A 14,013-nucleotide genomic window follows, 5' to 3' on the forward strand; every position below is an offset into this window, starting at 1 on the left:
TCTGGCGTTGACTTTTGGCACGCTGTTGAGTTCTCAAGGAACGGTCGCTTCCTTTGTACTCACCCTCTCGGGCTTTCCTCCGGGCTTCCCTTCGGCCTTGCGTTTCCGACTCTATCAGATCTTTTCTCGACCCGATTTCCTCGGTGCTTTCCAGGTTTCCGCTCTCGCGTTTCCCTTTCCGGCGGTTCCGACTCTATCAGATCCTTTCGGCGTCTGATCCCCGGTCAGCGGGGTTTGCCTTCCCGGCTGTTGGGCCGTTCCGACGAGTGAGACTTTAGCGGATTCCCGGCCCCCGAGCTAATCGGGGCCCTGCGTCCTTTCGAACGCGGATTCCTCATTTCGCAAATGCGCGCACCGGCAACACGACAGCAGCACAGACATACGACTGGCCGTCGAGTAGCTGGTAGGACTTGCGGAATGGCTGTCCGGGGACCGACCGGAGTCGGCTCTCACGTCGGACAACTCGAAGAACCTTACGGACGCCACCGGGGCGTGTCAACTCGCGGCGGGGGCGCACCCCGGCGGGCGTTCCGGACCTGCGGCCGTGCCCGCGGGCGGGCTCAGTCCTTGGTGCCGGAGGCCAGCTCGCGGCTGCGGTCACGGGCGGCTTCGAGGGCGGCGATCAGGGCGGCCCGTACGCCGTGGTTCTCCAGCTCGCGGATGGCGTTGATGGTCGTACCGGCGGGAGAGGTGACGTTCTCGCGGAGCTTGACCGGGTGCTCGCCGCTGTCGCGGAGCATGGTGGCGGCGCCGATCGCCGACTGGACGATCAGGTCGTGGGCCTTGTCGCGGGGCAGGCCGAGCAGAATGCCCGCGTCCGTCATGGCTTCGACGAGATAGAAGAAGTACGCCGGGCCGGAGCCGGAGAGCGCGGTGCAGGCGTCCTGCTGGGACTCGGGGACGCGGAGCGTCTTGCCGACGGCGCCGAAGATCTCCTCGGAGTGGGCCAGGTGCGCCTCGGTGGCGTGGCTGCCGGCGGAGATGACGGACATGGCCTCGTCGACGAGGGCGGGCGTGTTCGTCATGACGCGTACGACGGGGGTGCCGGCGGCGAGGCGCTCTTCGAGGAACGCGGTGGTGATGCCCGCGGCGCCGCTGATGACCAGGCGGTCGGCGGGGACGTGGGGGGCGAGTTCGTCGAGGAGGGCGCCCATGTCCTGCGGCTTGACCGTGAGGATCAGGGTGTCCGCGGTCTTGGCGGCCTCGGCGTTGGTGACCGGGGTGACGCCGTAACGGGTGCGGAGTTCGTCGGCGCGTTCCTGGCGGCGGGCCGTGACGAGGAGGTCGGCCGGGGTCCAGCCGCTGCGGATCATTCCGCTGAGCAGGGCCTCGCCGATCTTGCCGGTGCCGAGCACTGCGACTTTCTGCGTCATGGCTGGGATGCCTCCGAAGGGTGCGTCGTCCTGAAGGCATCCTCGCACCAGCGGCGGGGGCGGGCCCGCGGTGTCCGGTGGGCGGAACGGGCGTAGGGGACGCTTCGGCGGTCTGCCGCGGGTCAGGGCGTACGGCGTCGGAGGGTGGCCGCGCCGAGGGCGAGGACGAGCAGGGCGCTGCCGGCCACGATGAGGACGTCGCGGACGAAGGTGGCGGTCATGTCGGTGTGGTGGAGGACCTCGTTCATGCCGTCGACGGCGTACGACATGGGGAGGACGTCGGAGAGGGCTTCCAGGGCGGGGTGCATGTCGGACCTCGGGGTGAACAGGCCGCACAGGAGGAGCTGGGGGAAGATCACGGCCGGCATGAACTGGACCGCCTGGAATTCCGAGGCCGCGAAGGCCGAGACGAAGAGGCCGAGGGCCGTGCCGAGGAGGGCGTCGAGCAGGGCCACCAGGAGGAGCAGCCAGGGGCTGCCGGTGACGTCCAGGCCGAGGACCCACAGCGCGAGGGCGGTCGCGAGCGCGGACTGGACGATCGCGACGGCGCCGAAGGCGAGGGCGTAGCCGGCGATCAGGTCGCCTTTGCCGAGGGGCAGGGCGAGAAGACGTTCGAGGGTGCCCGAGGTGCGTTCGCGCAGGGTGGCGATGGAGGTCACCAGGAACATCGTGATCAGCGGGAAGATGCCGAGCAGGGACGCGCCGATGGTGTCGAAGGTGTGCGGGCTGCCGTCGAAGACGTAGCGCAGCAGGAAGAGCATCACGCAGGGGACGAGGAGCATCAGCGCGATGGTGCGCGGGTCGTGGGTGAGCTGGCGCAGGACCCGGGTGGCGGTGGCGGCGGTGCGCGCGGGGTGCAGGGCGCGGGTGGGGGCCGGTGCGGTCGTGGTGGTGTTCATCGGGTGGTCTCCTGGGCGCGGGCCGCGGCGGTCGCCTGGTCGACCAGGTGGAGGAAGGCGGTCTCGACGGTGTCGGCGCCGGTGCGCTCGCGCAGGGCGTCGGGGGTGTCCTCGGCGAGGATGCGGCCGTCGCGCATGAGCAGCAGGCGGTGGCAGCGCTCGGCCTCGTCCATCACATGGGAGGAGACGAGGAGGGTGGCGCCGCGGTCGGTGAGGGTGTGGAAGAGGTTCCACAGGTCGCGGCGCAGGACGGGGTCGAGGCCGACGGTGGGTTCGTCGAGGACGAGCAGCTTGGGGGTGCCGAGCAGGGCGACGGCGAGGGAGACGCGGCTGCGCTGGCCGCCGGAGAGGTTGCCTGCGAGGGCGTCGGCGTGGTGGGTGAGGTCGACGTCGGCGAGGACGCGGTCGATGTCGGTGCGGCGGTCGGGGGTGGCTTGTGCGGGGTTGAGGACGGCCGCGAAGTAGTCGAGGTTCTGGCGGATCGACAGGTCGTCGTAGACGGACGGGGCCTGGGTGACGTAGCCGATGCGGGTGCGCAGGGCGGGGTGGCCGGCGGGCCGGCCGAGGACCTCGAGGGTGCCGGTGACCTTGGCCTGGGTGCCGACGATCGCGCGCAGGAGCGTGGATTTGCCGCAGCCGGAGGGGCCGAGCAGGCCGGTGATGCGGCCGCGCGGGACGGAGAAGTCCAGGCCGTGCAGGACGGTGCGGTGGCCGCGGACGGCGGTGAGTCCGGTGGCGTGAACGGCCGGGGTGTGGGTGGGTGGCGCGCCGGACGAGTAATTCATCATGTGGTGAATACTGCGCCGGGCGCGGGGCAGCGTCAAGCGCCCGCGGGGCTCGGGCCTCGCGGGCGCAGGGCGGGTGCGGGGGGCGAGGAGGGCCTGGGTCGCCGGTGTCGGAGGGAGGGTCGGGTCAGGGGATGCGGGCCACCAGCAGTTCCACGTCGTACGCCTCCTCCACCACGCCGTCCGGGAAGGCGGTCAGCAGGCGGGCGCGCTCGGCGGTGAGGAAGGCATGGGCGCCGGCCTCGCCGTGGACGAGGAAGACGGAGTGGCTGCCGATGTTGGCGAGGTGGGTGTCCACGGGGACGCGGCGGCTCCAGCGCACCCGGCGGTGCGTGAAGCGGAGGCTGCCGGTGGGGTCGGCGGCGGCCGGGTCGAAGGCGCCCTTCTTCACATGGGCGTCCTCGATGTCGAAGTGGCGGGCGATACGGACCGCCTGGTCGGCGATCCACGGCACGTCCAGGGCGCTGGTGTTCCACCACAGCGCCAGCGCGCCGCCCGGACGCAGCACGCGCCGGGCCTCCGGGACCGCGCGGGCCGGGTCGGTCCAGTGCCAGGACTGGGCGTAGGTGAGGAGGTCCATGGAGGCGTCGGCGAGCGGCAGGGCGTTGCCGTCGCCGCGGACGAGCCGCACCTCGGGCAGGCTGCGGCGCAGCTCGGCCGCCATGCCCGCGCCCGGCTCCACGGCGAGGACGTCGGCACCACGGCGGGCAAGAAGGCCGGTCGCGATACCGGTGCCCGCGCCTACGTCGGCGACGCGGGCGCCGCGCAGGGGGCGGCCGGCGAGGTCCTGGACGGCGTCGAACAGCGTGTCGGGGTACGACGGGCGGTGGGCGGCGTACTGGGCCGCGGCGGCGTTGAAGGAGTGGGCCCGGGCGGCGTGGAGGTGAGCGAGGTCGCGGGGCTCCCGTGGGGCGACGCGGGACGGTTCCGACGTGGAGGTCATGGGGCCATGGTGGCCCGGTCGGTCGCGGGGAGCGGACGGTTTTTCGCTCACCGCGCCCGCCCCCACGGCGGCTCCTAGGAACGCCGCTTCTTCTTGGTGGGGTTGCCCGAGCGCTTCGCGGAGCGACGTCGGTGCTGGTCGAGGGCTTCCTCGTACTCGGCGCGGTGGAGCTTCTCGCCGGGGGCCTCGGTCAGGGAGCGGAAGAAGTAGGCGAGGAGCGAGCCGACGAAGCCGATGGCGAGCAGGCCACGCAGGTTGGCGTGCCGTTCCGGGTCGGGGCGCCTGCCGAAGGAGTCCCAGGTGTGCCGGAAGGCGAGCGCGCTGCAGATCGTGAACATCGCGGTGACGAGCACGGTCACGAAGCTGCCGGTGTCCGCGATCGCCAGCCCCTCGTAGGCGAAGCGCAGCACCAGGCAGGCGGCCGCCGCGGCGACGAGAGAGCCGACGGCGACGCCGAGGCGGCGGGCGGCGTAGCCGTGCGCGTGGTCGACCCAGGTGGTGCCGAAGAAACGCAGGGGTTCCGGCCGGGGGCCGGTGGAGGTGTCCAGGGTGCCGTTCTCGTCGCTCACGCCCTCGATTATGGCGCTGTGCGCGCACCGGCCCCGAGTCGCGGCGCCGCGCCGGTGCCGCGCCCCGGGGCCGGTGCCGCTCAGGCGCAGCGCGGGGCTATGTAGCCGTCGCTGCCCGTGTGCACGTACGCGTCGGAGACGAACTCGCCGTTGCCGATGTTGTCCCAGATGTTGGTCGTGCCGTAGGAGCCGGACACCCAGGTGCCCGGGGTCTGGCAGTAGACCGGCACCTTGATGCCCTCCGGCAGGATCTTGACGATCGGGTAGCCGGTGCCGGGGCCGCTGCGCACGTTCAGCCGGACGCCGGGTGCCACGTCGTAGTAGCGCAGCGCCGTCGTGGCCTGGGTCCGCAGTGCCTCACCTGCGGTTTCGTCGACATGGTCGACCGACATGATGACCTCCCCCGTTGCACCCCACGTCAGATGTGGGGTCGTGTCGATTCCCTCTTGTCGCGCGGTGAAACAGCTGTGCGCGACTCGCACGCGAACGCTAGCAAGCCGCCTCTGTCTTGTTCGAGTCATCGACTAGGCTCCGTGCGTCGCGCGCGCGGACGAAGAGCACGGGGGGTTCCATGGCGCCACAGAGGAACACCGGGGCGGGCGCGGAAGCGGAACTTCCGGAATACGCCGGTCACTATCTGCTGGAGTCCCGTCTGGGCTCGGGCGGCATGGGCGTCGTCCACCTCGCCCGCAGCGCGTCGGGCATGCGGCTCGCGGTGAAGGTCGTGCACGCCGAGTTCGCCCGGGATCCGGAGTTCCGGGGCCGGTTCCGGCAGGAGATCGTGGCCGCGCGCCGGGTGAGCGGCGCCTTCACCGCGCCCGTCGTCGACGCCGATCCGGATGCCGAACGGCCCTGGATGGCCACCCTGTTCATCCCCGGGCCGACGCTGTCCGAGCACGTCAAGCGCAACGGCCCGATGCCGGCGGCGGAGTTGCGCCGGCTGATGGCGGGGCTGGCGGAGGCGCTGCGCGACATCCACCGGGTCGGGGTGGTGCACCGGGACCTGAAGCCGAGCAACGTTCTGCTCGCCGAGGACGGTCCGAAGGTCATCGACTTCGGCATCTCCCGGCCCAAGGACAGCGAACTGCGCACCGAGACCGGCAAGTTGATCGGGACACCGCCGTTCATGGCACCGGAACAGTTCCGCAGGCCCCGGCAGGTGGGGTCCGCGGCCGACGTCTTCGCGCTGGGTTCGGTGATGGTGCACGCGGCGACGGGGCGGGGCCCGTTCGATTCCGACAGTCCGTACGTCGTCGCCTACTCCGTCGTGCACGACGAACCGGATCTGACCGGCGTGCCGGGGAACCTCGCGGCGCTGGTGGGACGTTGTCTCGCCAAGGAGCCGGAGGAGCGGCCGACACCGGACGAGCTGATGCGGGAGCTGCGCTCGGTGGCGGCCTCGTACGACACGCAGGCGTTCATACCGGCCCAGCGGACCGGGGCCCAGCGGACCGGGGACGGTCCGTCGCCGTCCGCGTCGAAGGAGAGCCCGGACAGCGAGGCGGCGGGAGGTGGCGCAGGGGCGCAGGACGGCAGGCAGGCGGGAGCAGCGGGCGCGGGCGAGCGGGCGCGCGGGCGTCGGCTCGGGCGGATCGCCGTCGCCGTGGGCGCGGTGGCGCTGGTCGCGGGCGGTGCGTTCGCCGTCGTACCGCTGATCGCCGGCGGTGCCGCGGCGGGCGGTACGGCGCCGCGGTCCGCGCCAGACGGCTTCGCCGGGTGGGAGGCCGAAGCGGTGGCGGGGAGCGGCGGTGCCGCCGAGTGCGCCCCGGGCGCCGGGCGGCTGCTGTGCGCCCGGCCCGGCGTGGTCTTCGCGCTCGACCCCGAGGACGGCCGGCTGCTGTGGCGGCGCCCCGCCGCGCGGGGGCGCACCGGTGGCCCACCGGTGGTCGCGGGCGGGCTCGTCTACGCCCCTGAGGACCAGGGACGGCGACTGGAGGCGCTCGACCCGGCCTCCGGTGAGGTGCGCAGACAGCAGGACGTGCCCGCGTACGCCGGGTTCCGGGCCGTCGGCGACATGCTGCTGCTCACCGGTGCGCACGGCACGGTGACGGGCCTGGACGCGGCGACGGGTGCCACGGTGTGGAGCCACCGGATCGCGGGGCAGGCCATGCCGTCGTTCGAGTCGTTCGCCGGAGACACCCTGGCGTTCGCGGCGAGCGTGTCGGGCGACGGGAAGCACACCCGCCTCACCGCCGTGGACCCGCGCACCGGTGCCGTGCGCTGGGAGACCCGGCTGGGCGGGATGCTCGACCTCGTCGGCGCCCGGGACGGCTCGGTCTACCTGCTCGCCCTCGACCGGGCCTACGGCGAGGCGGCGGCCGTGGTCCGCTACTCCCCCGCGACCGGGGCGACGCGCCGGGTCGCGCTGCCCGTCGCCCGGCAGGGGGTGCAGGCCACCGTGCGGGAGGACGTCGTCTACCTCATGGGGGTCGGCGGCTCCCTGGACGCCGTGGACATGAGCGCGCGCCGGCGGCTGTGGTCACTGGAGACATCCGTGAGCCGTGCCTCGGCGCCGGCCGCCGACGGGGCCCATGTCTACGTCACGGCGGCCGACGGGCGGCTCCTCGGCGTCGACGCCCGCACGGGCAGCCTCGTCGGCCAGACCCGCGCCCGGCTGGGCACCGGCACGGACCGCATCGCCGCGAGCCTGCCCACACCGGTGATCACCAACGGCCGCGTGTACGCCTCGGCCCCCGACGGCACGGTGTTCGCGGCGCCCGCGGGGACACCGGGCGCGTGGTAGCGACGGGGGCGCACCCGGGCGCAGGCAGCCTCACCCGCCGGGACTGGACGCCGAAGGCAGCGGCGCCCCCGGGACACCGAGCCGGAGGCAACAGCGCCTGCCCGGAACGGAGCCGGAGGCCCCCCGGAACCCGCGGTGACCGCCGCGCGCCCGGGCCGGGCAGGCGACAGGGCCGCTCCTCGGGGAGCGGCCCTTCGTCGTCGTAGGGACCGGCCGGTCGGCCGGGAGACGGTCAGCCCAGCTTGGAGACGTCCCGGACCGCGCCCTTGTCGGCGCTGGTGGCCATCGCGGCGTAGGCGCGCAGGGCCGCCGAGACCTTCCGGTCGCGGTTCTTCGGGCGGTAGGCGCCGTCCAGGGCCTGCTCGCGGCGGGCCAGTTCGGCATCGTCGACCAGCAGCTCGATGGAGCGGTTCGGGATGTCGATGCGGATACGGTCGCCGTCCTCGACGAGGGCGATGGTGCCGCCCGAGGCCGCCTCCGGGGAGGCGTGGCCGATCGACAGGCCGGACGTGCCGCCGGAGAAGCGGCCGTCGGTGACCAGCGCGCACGCCTTGCCCAGCCCCCGGCCCTTCAGGTACGAGGTCGGGTAGAGCATCTCCTGCATGCCGGGGCCGCCCTTGGGACCCTCGTAGCGGATGACGACGACGTCGCCCTCCTTGACCTGCTGGGTGAGGATCTTCTGGACGGCCTCCTCCTGCGACTCGCAGACGACCGCCGGACCCTCGAAGGTCCAGATGGACTCGTCGACGCCGGCCGTCTTCACCACGCAGCCGTCGACGGCGAGGTTGCCCCTGAGGACCGCGAGGCCGCCGTCCTTGGAGTAGGCGTGCTCGGCGGAGCGGATGCAGCCGCCCTCGGCGTCGGTGTCCAGCGCCTCCCAGCGCTCGGACTGGGAGAAGGCTTCGGCGGAGCGCACGCAGCCGGGCGCCGCGTGCCACAGCTCGACGGCCTCGGGCGACGGGGAGCCGCCGCGCACGTCCCACGTCTTGAGCCAGTCGGCCAGGGACGGGCTGTGCACCGAGTGCACGTCCTCGTTCAGCAGGCCCGCGCGGTGCAGCTCGCCGAGGAGGGCGGGGATGCCGCCGGCGCGGTGCACGTCCTCCATGTAGTACGTGCGGTCCTTGGCGACGTTCGGCGCGACCTTCGCCAGGCACGGCACCCGGCGGGAGACCGCGTCGATCTGCTCCAGGCCGAAGGGCACGCCGGCCTCCTGCGCGGCGGCCAGCAGGTGCAGGATCGTGTTGGTGGAGCCGCCCATGGCGATGTCGAGGGCCATGGCGTTCTCGAACGCCTGGAAGGTGGCGATGTTGCGCGGCAGGGCCGAGTCGTCGTCCTGCTCGTAGTAACGGTGGACGAGGTCCATCACGGTGCGCGCGGCGTCGACGTAGAGCTGCTTGCGCGCGGTGTGGGTGGCCAGGACCGAGCCGTTGCCCGGCAGGGACAGGCCGATGGCCTCGGTCAGGCAGTTCATCGAGTTGGCGGTGAACATGCCGGAACAGGAACCGCAGGTCGGACAGGCGTTCTCCTCGATACGGAGGATGTCCTCGTCCGAGATCTTGTCGTTCACCGCGTCGGAGATCGCGTCGACCAGGTCGAGCGTGCGGACCGTGCCGTCGACGAGCGTGGCGCGGCCGGACTCCATCGGACCGCCGGAGACGAAGACCGTGGGGATGTTCAGCCGCAGGGCCGCGTTCAGCATGCCCGGGGTGATCTTGTCGCAGTTGGAGATGCAGACCAGGGCGTCGGCGCAGTGCGCCTCGACCATGTACTCCACGCTGTCCGCGATCAGGTCGCGGGAGGGCAGGGAGTACAGCATGCCGCCGTGGCCCATCGCGATGCCGTCGTCGACGGCGATCGTGTTGAACTCGCGCGGGATGCCACCGGCCTCCTTGATCGCCTCGCTGACGATCCGGCCGACCGGCGCCAGGTGCGTGTGACCCGGGACGAACTCGGTGAAGCTGTTGGCGACCGCGATGATGGGCTTCCGGCCGATGTCCGCACCCGGTACACCGGAGGCGCGCATCAGGGCGCGGGCGCCCGCCATGTTGCGGCCGTGGGTGACTGTGCGGGACCTCAGCTCGGGCATCGTCGCTCGCTCCTTCTAAGACCTTCGGTCAGAGAATTCTGACTGCACTCGAGCGTACGCCGGTCATCCAGGGACCGGGACGGGGTGTCCGGAATGCGGGACGGGCGTCTCGCCCCTCAGCGCCCCTCAGCCGCTCGTCGGCACCCCTCAGCCGCTCGTCGGCACCCCTCAGTGCCCGTCAGGTGCCCGTCAGGTGTGTCTGTACGACCGGGGCGAGGCGGGCGACGATCTGTTCGACGTCCACCGACGCCAGCGGCTCCACCTTGATCACGTACCGCAGCATCACCGTACCGACCAGCTGCGCGGCCGCCAGCTCGGCGCGCAGCTCGGCGTCCGCGGTCTTCAGCTCCCCGGCCACCCGGCGCAGCAGCTGCGCGGAGACCAGGCGGCGCAGGGCGGCCGCCGCGGTCTCGTTGTTCACCGCCGAGCGGACGATGGCGAGCAGCGGTGTCCGGGTGGCCGGGTTCTCCCACAGGCCCAGGAGCAGCCGGGTCATGCGCTCACCGACATCGGCGAGGGGGCCGGCCAGGGCCGCGTCGCGCATCGTCAGGGCCGGTGCGAACGCGACCTCGATGGCCGCTTCGAAGATCTGTTCCTTGGTGCCGAAGTAGTGGTGGACGAGCGCCGAGTCGACACCGGCGGCCTTGGCGATGCCGCGCACGGACGTCTTCTCGAAGCCGCGCTCGGAGAACTCCTCACGGGCCGCGGTCAGGATGCGGTCACGCGTGCCGGCCGACTCGGTGCGGGGCGGGCGTCCCCGGCGGCGGGTACCGGCGGCCGCCTCCGTCGCGGGGGCGGCTTCGCGCTCGGTCATCGCCGGGGCACCTTCACGGCGGACGCCAGGTGCAGGCGGGTGAAGGCCAGGGCTTCGGCGAGGTCGGCCTCGCGCTCCGCGCTGGACATGGCGCGGCGGGTGTTGACCTCGATGACGACATGGCCGTCGAAGCCGCTCACGGCGAGCCGCTCGAGCACCTCCGCGCAGGGCTGCGTGCCGCGGCCGGGCACCAGGTGCTCGTCCTTGGCGGAGCCACGACCGTCGGCGAGGTGGACGTGGCCGAGACGGTCGCCCATGCGGTCGATCATCTCGATCGCGTCGCTGCGGGCGGTCGCCGTGTGACTGAGATCGATCGTGAAGTGGCGGTAGTCGTCCTTCGTGACGTCCCAGTCGGGGGCGTACGCAAGCATCTCGCGGTCGCGGTAGCGCCAGGGGTACATGTTCTCGACGGCGAACCGGACGTCCGTCTCGTTCGCCATGCGCCAGATGCCGTCCACGAAGTCCCGGGCGTACTGGCGCTGCCAGCGGAAGGGCGGGTGGACGACGACCGTGCTCGCGCCGAGCTTCTCGGCCGCCGCCTGGGCGCGCTGCAGCTTGGTCCACGGGTCGGTGGACCACACACGCTGCGTGATCAGCAGGCAGGGGGCGTGTACGGCGAGGATCGGGATGCGGTGGTAGTCGCTGAGTCTGCGTAGCGCCTCGATGTCCTGGCTGACCGGGTCGGTCCACACCATGACCTCGACACCGTCGTAACCGAGGCGCGCGGCGATCTCGAAGGCCGTGGCCGTCGACTCCGGATACACCGAGGCCGTCGACAGCGCGACCTTCGCATCCGGGATCCGCACGACTGGCTCTGCCATGGGGGACAGGTTACGGGGTGCGGGTGTGAGGACGTGGGGTCCCTATTCGCCGTTGTGGGCATTGCCATACGCGGCTGCGGGCGGGGGTCCCCTTATGCCGCTGCGGCGAGCGCCGGACGCGGCCGCGGGCGGGGGCACCCCTGTGCCGCTGCGGCGAGCGCCGGGCGTCGCCGCGGGCTGGGACGGGGGGCGCCCGCGCGCCGCGTTGCGCTGAGCGCCGTGCGCGGCCGCGGGCTGGGACGGGGTGGCCCCTATGTCGTTGCGAGGAGCGCCGCAGACGGCTGCGCGCCCCCACGGGAACGCCCGCCCACCGCCGGGGGGCGTGCCGCACGCGGTTGCGAGCTGCGACAGGGCGTCCGCCTACACGAGGGCGTCCGCACGCCGCTGCGGGTCCCGGGCCGCGCGGCAGGACGCCGTCGTGGTGAGCGACGTACCCGGCTGCGGGCCGCCGAAGGGGCGCCCGCCCGCCGCCGGAAGGCGTGCCATGCGCGGCTGCGTGCTGCACCAGGGGCACCCGCCCGCGCCGGGAGGTGCCGCACGCGGCTGCGCGCTGCGGCGAGGACACCCGCTCCGTCGTCGGGTGAGCGCCGCACGCAACTGCGGCCACGGCACGCGCGACCGCCATCGTGGGGCGTGCCACGCGTGGCTGCGCGCTGCGGCAAGCGCACCCTCTCGCGCCGGGGGCGCCGCAGGCGGCTGCGGGCCGCGCCTCGGGCGCCCGCCCTCCCTGCCACGGTGAGTGTTGCTCCGCGCGCCACGGCGCGCCCGCCCGCCGTCGCGCGGCACCCGCGCCCTCCGCCCCGCACCCTCCGCCAGGGGGGCGCCGCACGCCGTTGCGGGCCGCGGCAGGGTGCCGTCGCCGTGGGCGGCGTACCCGGCTGCGGGTGCGTCCGCCTGGTGGGGCTGCAGGCCGACACCGCCCCGCGCCCCCATTCACGGGGCCGGACACGGCACAGCCCCGCACCCCCGGGCAGGAAGCCCGCAGGTCGGCACAGTCACACCCCCGCGCCGGAGCCGTACGTCGGCACCGCCCCGCACCCCCGTGCCAGGGTTACGCCGAGCCCATGTGGTCCAGGCGCCGGAGGATCACTCCCTCGCGCAGGGCCCACGGGCAGACCTCCAGGGCCTCCACCTCGAACAGGTCCATCGCGCCCTCGGCGACCAGCGCGCCGGCGAGGAGCTGGCCCGCGCGGCCCTCGGAGACGCCGGGGAGCTCGGCGCGCTGGGCGGCGGTCATGTCGGCGAGCTTGGGGACCCATGCCTCCAGGCTCTCCCGCTTCAGCTCCCGCTGGGCGTACAGGCCCTCCGCGGAACGCGCCGCGCCGGCGATGCGGGCCATCTGCTTGAAGGTCTTGGAGGTGGCGACCACGTGGTCCGGGGCGCCGAAGCGGCTGAATTCGCCGACCGTGCGGGCGATCTGCGCGCGGACGTGACGGCGCAGGGCGCGAACGTCCTCGGGGTCGGGCGGATCGCCGGGCAGCCAGCCGGCGGTGAGACGGCCGGCGCCCAGCGGCAGCGAGACCGCCGTGTCCGGTTCCTCGTCCATGCCGTAGGCGATCTCCAGGGAGCCGCCGCCGATGTCGAGGACGAGCAGTTTCCCGGCGGACCAGCCGAACCAGCGGCGGACGGCGAGGAACGTGAGCCGGGCCTCCTCCTCGCCGGTGAGAACCTGCAGCTCGACGCCGGTCTCGGCCTGCACGCGCGCGAGGACGTCGTCGGCGTTGCCGGCCTCGCGGACGGCGGAGGTGGCGAAGGGCAGCAGATCCTCCACGCCCTTGTCCTCGGCGGCCTGGAGGGCCTCCTTGACGACGGCGATCAGTTTGTCGATGCCCTCGGCGCCTATGCAGCCCTCGTCGTCCAGGAGTTGGGCGAGCCGCAGCTCCGTCTTGTGCGAGTGCGCGGGCAGCGGGCGTGCGCCGGGGTGCGCGTCCACCACCAGCAGATGCACCGTGTTCGATCCCACGTCGAGGACACCGAGTCTCATGTAGGGAACGCTACTGCCAGCGGTGCTGTGTTCGGTCCCCCGTGCGGTGCCGGGACGGGCACTCGGCGACTTACCCTGGACGGGTGCCAAAGACGAAAAAGGCGAAGGACGAAAATCCGGCCAAGACGGCGAAAGCCGACAAGTCGACCAAATCCTCCAAGGGTCCTTCGCAGGCGAAGGTGGTGAAGGCGGCGAAGAAGCCGAAGAAGGCCCTGCTGGGCCCGGAGGCACCGGTGGCCGACGAGAAGGGCCTCGACTTCGCGCGCGCGTGGGTGGAGTTCCCGGATCCGGCGGACGACGAGCAGGTCTTCCGGTGCGATCTGACATGGCTGACCTCTCGCTGGAACTGCATCTTCGGCAGCGGCTGCCAGGGCATCCAGGCGGGCCGCGCGGACGACGGGTGCTGCACGCTGGGCGCCCACTTCTCCGACGAGGACGACGAGAAGCGGGTCGCCGGGCACGTGGCGCGGCTCACGCCGGAGATCTGGCAGCACCACGCCGAGGGCACGAAGAACGGCTGGGTGTCCGAGGACGAGGACGGCGAGCGGCAGACCCGGCCCTACCAGGGCTCCTGCATCTTCCAGAACCGGCCGGGCTTCCCGGGCGGCGCGGGCTGCTCGCTGCACATCCTGGCCCTGCGCGAGGGCCGCGAGCCGCTGGAGACCAAGCCGGACGTGTGCTGGCAGCTGCCGATCCGGCGGACCTTCGACTGGATCGAGCGACCCGACGACACGCGCGTGCTGCAGATCTCCATCGGGGAGTACGACCGCCGGGGCTGGGGCCCGGGCGGTCACGACCTGCACTGGTGGTGCACCTCGGCGACCTCGGCGCACGGCGCGGGCGATCCGGTGTACGTCTCCTACCGGGCGGAGCTGACCGAGCTGATGGGCAAGGCCGGCTACGACCGGCTGGTCGAGCTGTGCGAGGAGCGGCTGGCGTCCCGGCTGCCGCTGCTCGCCCCGCACCCGGCGGACCCGGCGCTCTGACACGGCCCGC

14 protein-coding genes are annotated in these 14,013 nt (G+C 72.9%); 3 read left to right on the forward strand and 11 right to left on the reverse strand.

The annotated features are described in order from the left end of the window. On the forward strand, positions 1–217 hold a 217-nt coding region (locus ACZ67Q_RS28075), incomplete at its 5' end, for a hypothetical protein (RefSeq protein ID WP_471187544.1). A gap of 343 nt (positions 218–560) precedes the next feature. Here the strand turns inward: ACZ67Q_RS28075 and proC are convergent. The 6 genes from proC to ACZ67Q_RS28105 form a co-directional block, all read right to left on the reverse strand. Beyond that, a complete protein-coding gene (proC, locus tag ACZ67Q_RS28080; protein ID WP_471187547.1) occupies positions 561–1,373 on the reverse strand; it encodes a pyrroline-5-carboxylate reductase in 813 nt (270 codons plus the stop codon). A 122-nt stretch (positions 1,374–1,495) separates the two neighbouring features. Then, positions 1,496–2,272: an ABC transporter permease gene (locus tag ACZ67Q_RS28085; protein WP_471187550.1), complete on the reverse strand. Its 777-nt coding sequence runs from the start codon at positions 2,270–2,272 to the stop codon at positions 1,496–1,498. Continuing rightward, on the reverse strand, positions 2,269–3,060 hold the full coding sequence (locus ACZ67Q_RS28090; protein WP_471187553.1) for an ABC transporter ATP-binding protein: 792 nt from the start codon (positions 3,058–3,060) through the stop codon (positions 2,269–2,271). The genes ACZ67Q_RS28085 and ACZ67Q_RS28090 overlap by 4 nt, the downstream gene beginning before the upstream one ends. Positions 3,061–3,184: 124 nt before the next feature. Then, a complete protein-coding gene (locus ACZ67Q_RS28095; protein ID WP_471187556.1) occupies positions 3,185–4,000 on the reverse strand; it encodes a class I SAM-dependent methyltransferase in 816 nt (271 codons plus the stop codon). Positions 4,001–4,074: 74 nt separating this feature from the next. Next, positions 4,075–4,569, reverse strand: a complete 495-nt coding sequence (locus ACZ67Q_RS28100; RefSeq protein ID WP_471187559.1) for an EamA/RhaT family transporter — start codon at positions 4,567–4,569, stop codon at positions 4,075–4,077. A gap of 80 nt (positions 4,570–4,649) precedes the next feature. Further along, complete coding sequence (locus ACZ67Q_RS28105) at positions 4,650–4,961, reverse strand: SH3 domain-containing protein (protein ID WP_471187562.1); 312 nt, start codon at positions 4,959–4,961, stop codon at positions 4,650–4,652. A gap of 179 nt (positions 4,962–5,140) precedes the next feature. Between ACZ67Q_RS28105 and ACZ67Q_RS28110 the strand changes: the two genes are divergently transcribed. After that, entirely contained in the window at positions 5,141–7,312 is a 2,172-nt protein-coding gene (locus ACZ67Q_RS28110) for a protein kinase domain-containing protein (RefSeq protein WP_471187565.1), read from the forward strand. 232 nt (positions 7,313–7,544) lie between these two features. Here ACZ67Q_RS28110 and ilvD read toward each other — a convergent pair whose 3' ends face one another. From ilvD to ACZ67Q_RS28135, 5 genes are all read right to left on the reverse strand, one after another. Continuing rightward, positions 7,545–9,398 carry a dihydroxy-acid dehydratase gene (gene ilvD / locus ACZ67Q_RS28115; RefSeq protein WP_471187568.1) on the reverse strand — a complete coding sequence of 618 codons (1,854 nt, stop codon included), beginning with the start codon at positions 9,396–9,398 and terminating at the stop codon, positions 7,545–7,547. Positions 9,399–9,576: 178 nt separating this feature from the next. Beyond that, positions 9,577–10,212: a TetR/AcrR family transcriptional regulator gene (locus ACZ67Q_RS28120; RefSeq protein ID WP_471187571.1), complete on the reverse strand. Its 636-nt coding sequence runs from the start codon at positions 10,210–10,212 to the stop codon at positions 9,577–9,579. Continuing rightward, the gene (locus tag ACZ67Q_RS28125; RefSeq protein ID WP_471187574.1) at positions 10,209–11,033 is read right to left on the reverse strand and encodes a sugar phosphate isomerase/epimerase family protein; all 825 of its coding nucleotides are present in this window, start codon (positions 11,031–11,033) and stop codon (positions 10,209–10,211) included. The genes ACZ67Q_RS28120 and ACZ67Q_RS28125 overlap by 4 nt, the downstream gene beginning before the upstream one ends. 360 nt (positions 11,034–11,393) lie before the next feature. After that, positions 11,394–11,519, reverse strand: a complete 126-nt coding sequence (locus tag ACZ67Q_RS28130; RefSeq protein WP_471187577.1) for a hypothetical protein — start codon at positions 11,517–11,519, stop codon at positions 11,394–11,396. Between the two features lie 565 nt (positions 11,520–12,084). Next, entirely contained in the window at positions 12,085–13,017 is a 933-nt protein-coding gene (locus ACZ67Q_RS28135) for a Ppx/GppA family phosphatase (protein WP_471187580.1), read from the reverse strand. 83 nt (positions 13,018–13,100) lie between these two features. On the opposite strand from ACZ67Q_RS28135, the gene ACZ67Q_RS28140 reads away from it, so the two are divergent. Further along, on the forward strand, positions 13,101–14,003 hold the full coding sequence (locus tag ACZ67Q_RS28140; protein WP_471187583.1) for a DUF3109 family protein: 903 nt from the start codon (positions 13,101–13,103) through the stop codon (positions 14,001–14,003). Positions 14,004–14,013 lie beyond the last annotated feature (10 nt).

The organism is Streptomyces sp. NPDC036813 (assembly GCF_055609245.1).

Excerpts from the sequence above, each read along its gene's own strand:
- proC (WP_471187547.1), bottom strand. The coding sequence starts at position 1,373 with ATGACGCAGAAAGTCGCAGTGCTCGGCACCGGCAAGATCGGCGAGGCC.
- ACZ67Q_RS28085 (WP_471187550.1), bottom strand. The coding sequence starts at position 2,272 with ATGAACACCACCACGACCGCACCGGCCCCCACCCGCGCCCTGCACCCC.
- ACZ67Q_RS28090 (WP_471187553.1), bottom strand. The coding sequence starts at position 3,060 with ATGATGAATTACTCGTCCGGCGCGCCACCCACCCACACCCCGGCCGTT.
- ACZ67Q_RS28095 (WP_471187556.1), bottom strand. The coding sequence starts at position 4,000 with ATGACCTCCACGTCGGAACCGTCCCGCGTCGCCCCACGGGAGCCCCGC.
- ACZ67Q_RS28105 (WP_471187562.1), bottom strand. The coding sequence starts at position 4,961 with ATGTCGGTCGACCATGTCGACGAAACCGCAGGTGAGGCACTGCGGACC.
- ACZ67Q_RS28110 (WP_471187565.1), top strand. The coding sequence starts at position 5,141 with ATGGCGCCACAGAGGAACACCGGGGCGGGCGCGGAAGCGGAACTTCCG.
- ilvD (WP_471187568.1), bottom strand. The coding sequence starts at position 9,398 with ATGCCCGAGCTGAGGTCCCGCACAGTCACCCACGGCCGCAACATGGCG.
- ACZ67Q_RS28120 (WP_471187571.1), bottom strand. The coding sequence starts at position 10,212 with ATGACCGAGCGCGAAGCCGCCCCCGCGACGGAGGCGGCCGCCGGTACC.
- ACZ67Q_RS28125 (WP_471187574.1), bottom strand. The coding sequence starts at position 11,033 with ATGGCAGAGCCAGTCGTGCGGATCCCGGATGCGAAGGTCGCGCTGTCG.
- ACZ67Q_RS28130 (WP_471187577.1), bottom strand. The coding sequence starts at position 11,519 with ATGGCACGCCTTCCGGCGGCGGGCGGGCGCCCCTTCGGCGGCCCGCAG.
- ACZ67Q_RS28135 (WP_471187580.1), bottom strand. The coding sequence starts at position 13,017 with ATGAGACTCGGTGTCCTCGACGTGGGATCGAACACGGTGCATCTGCTG.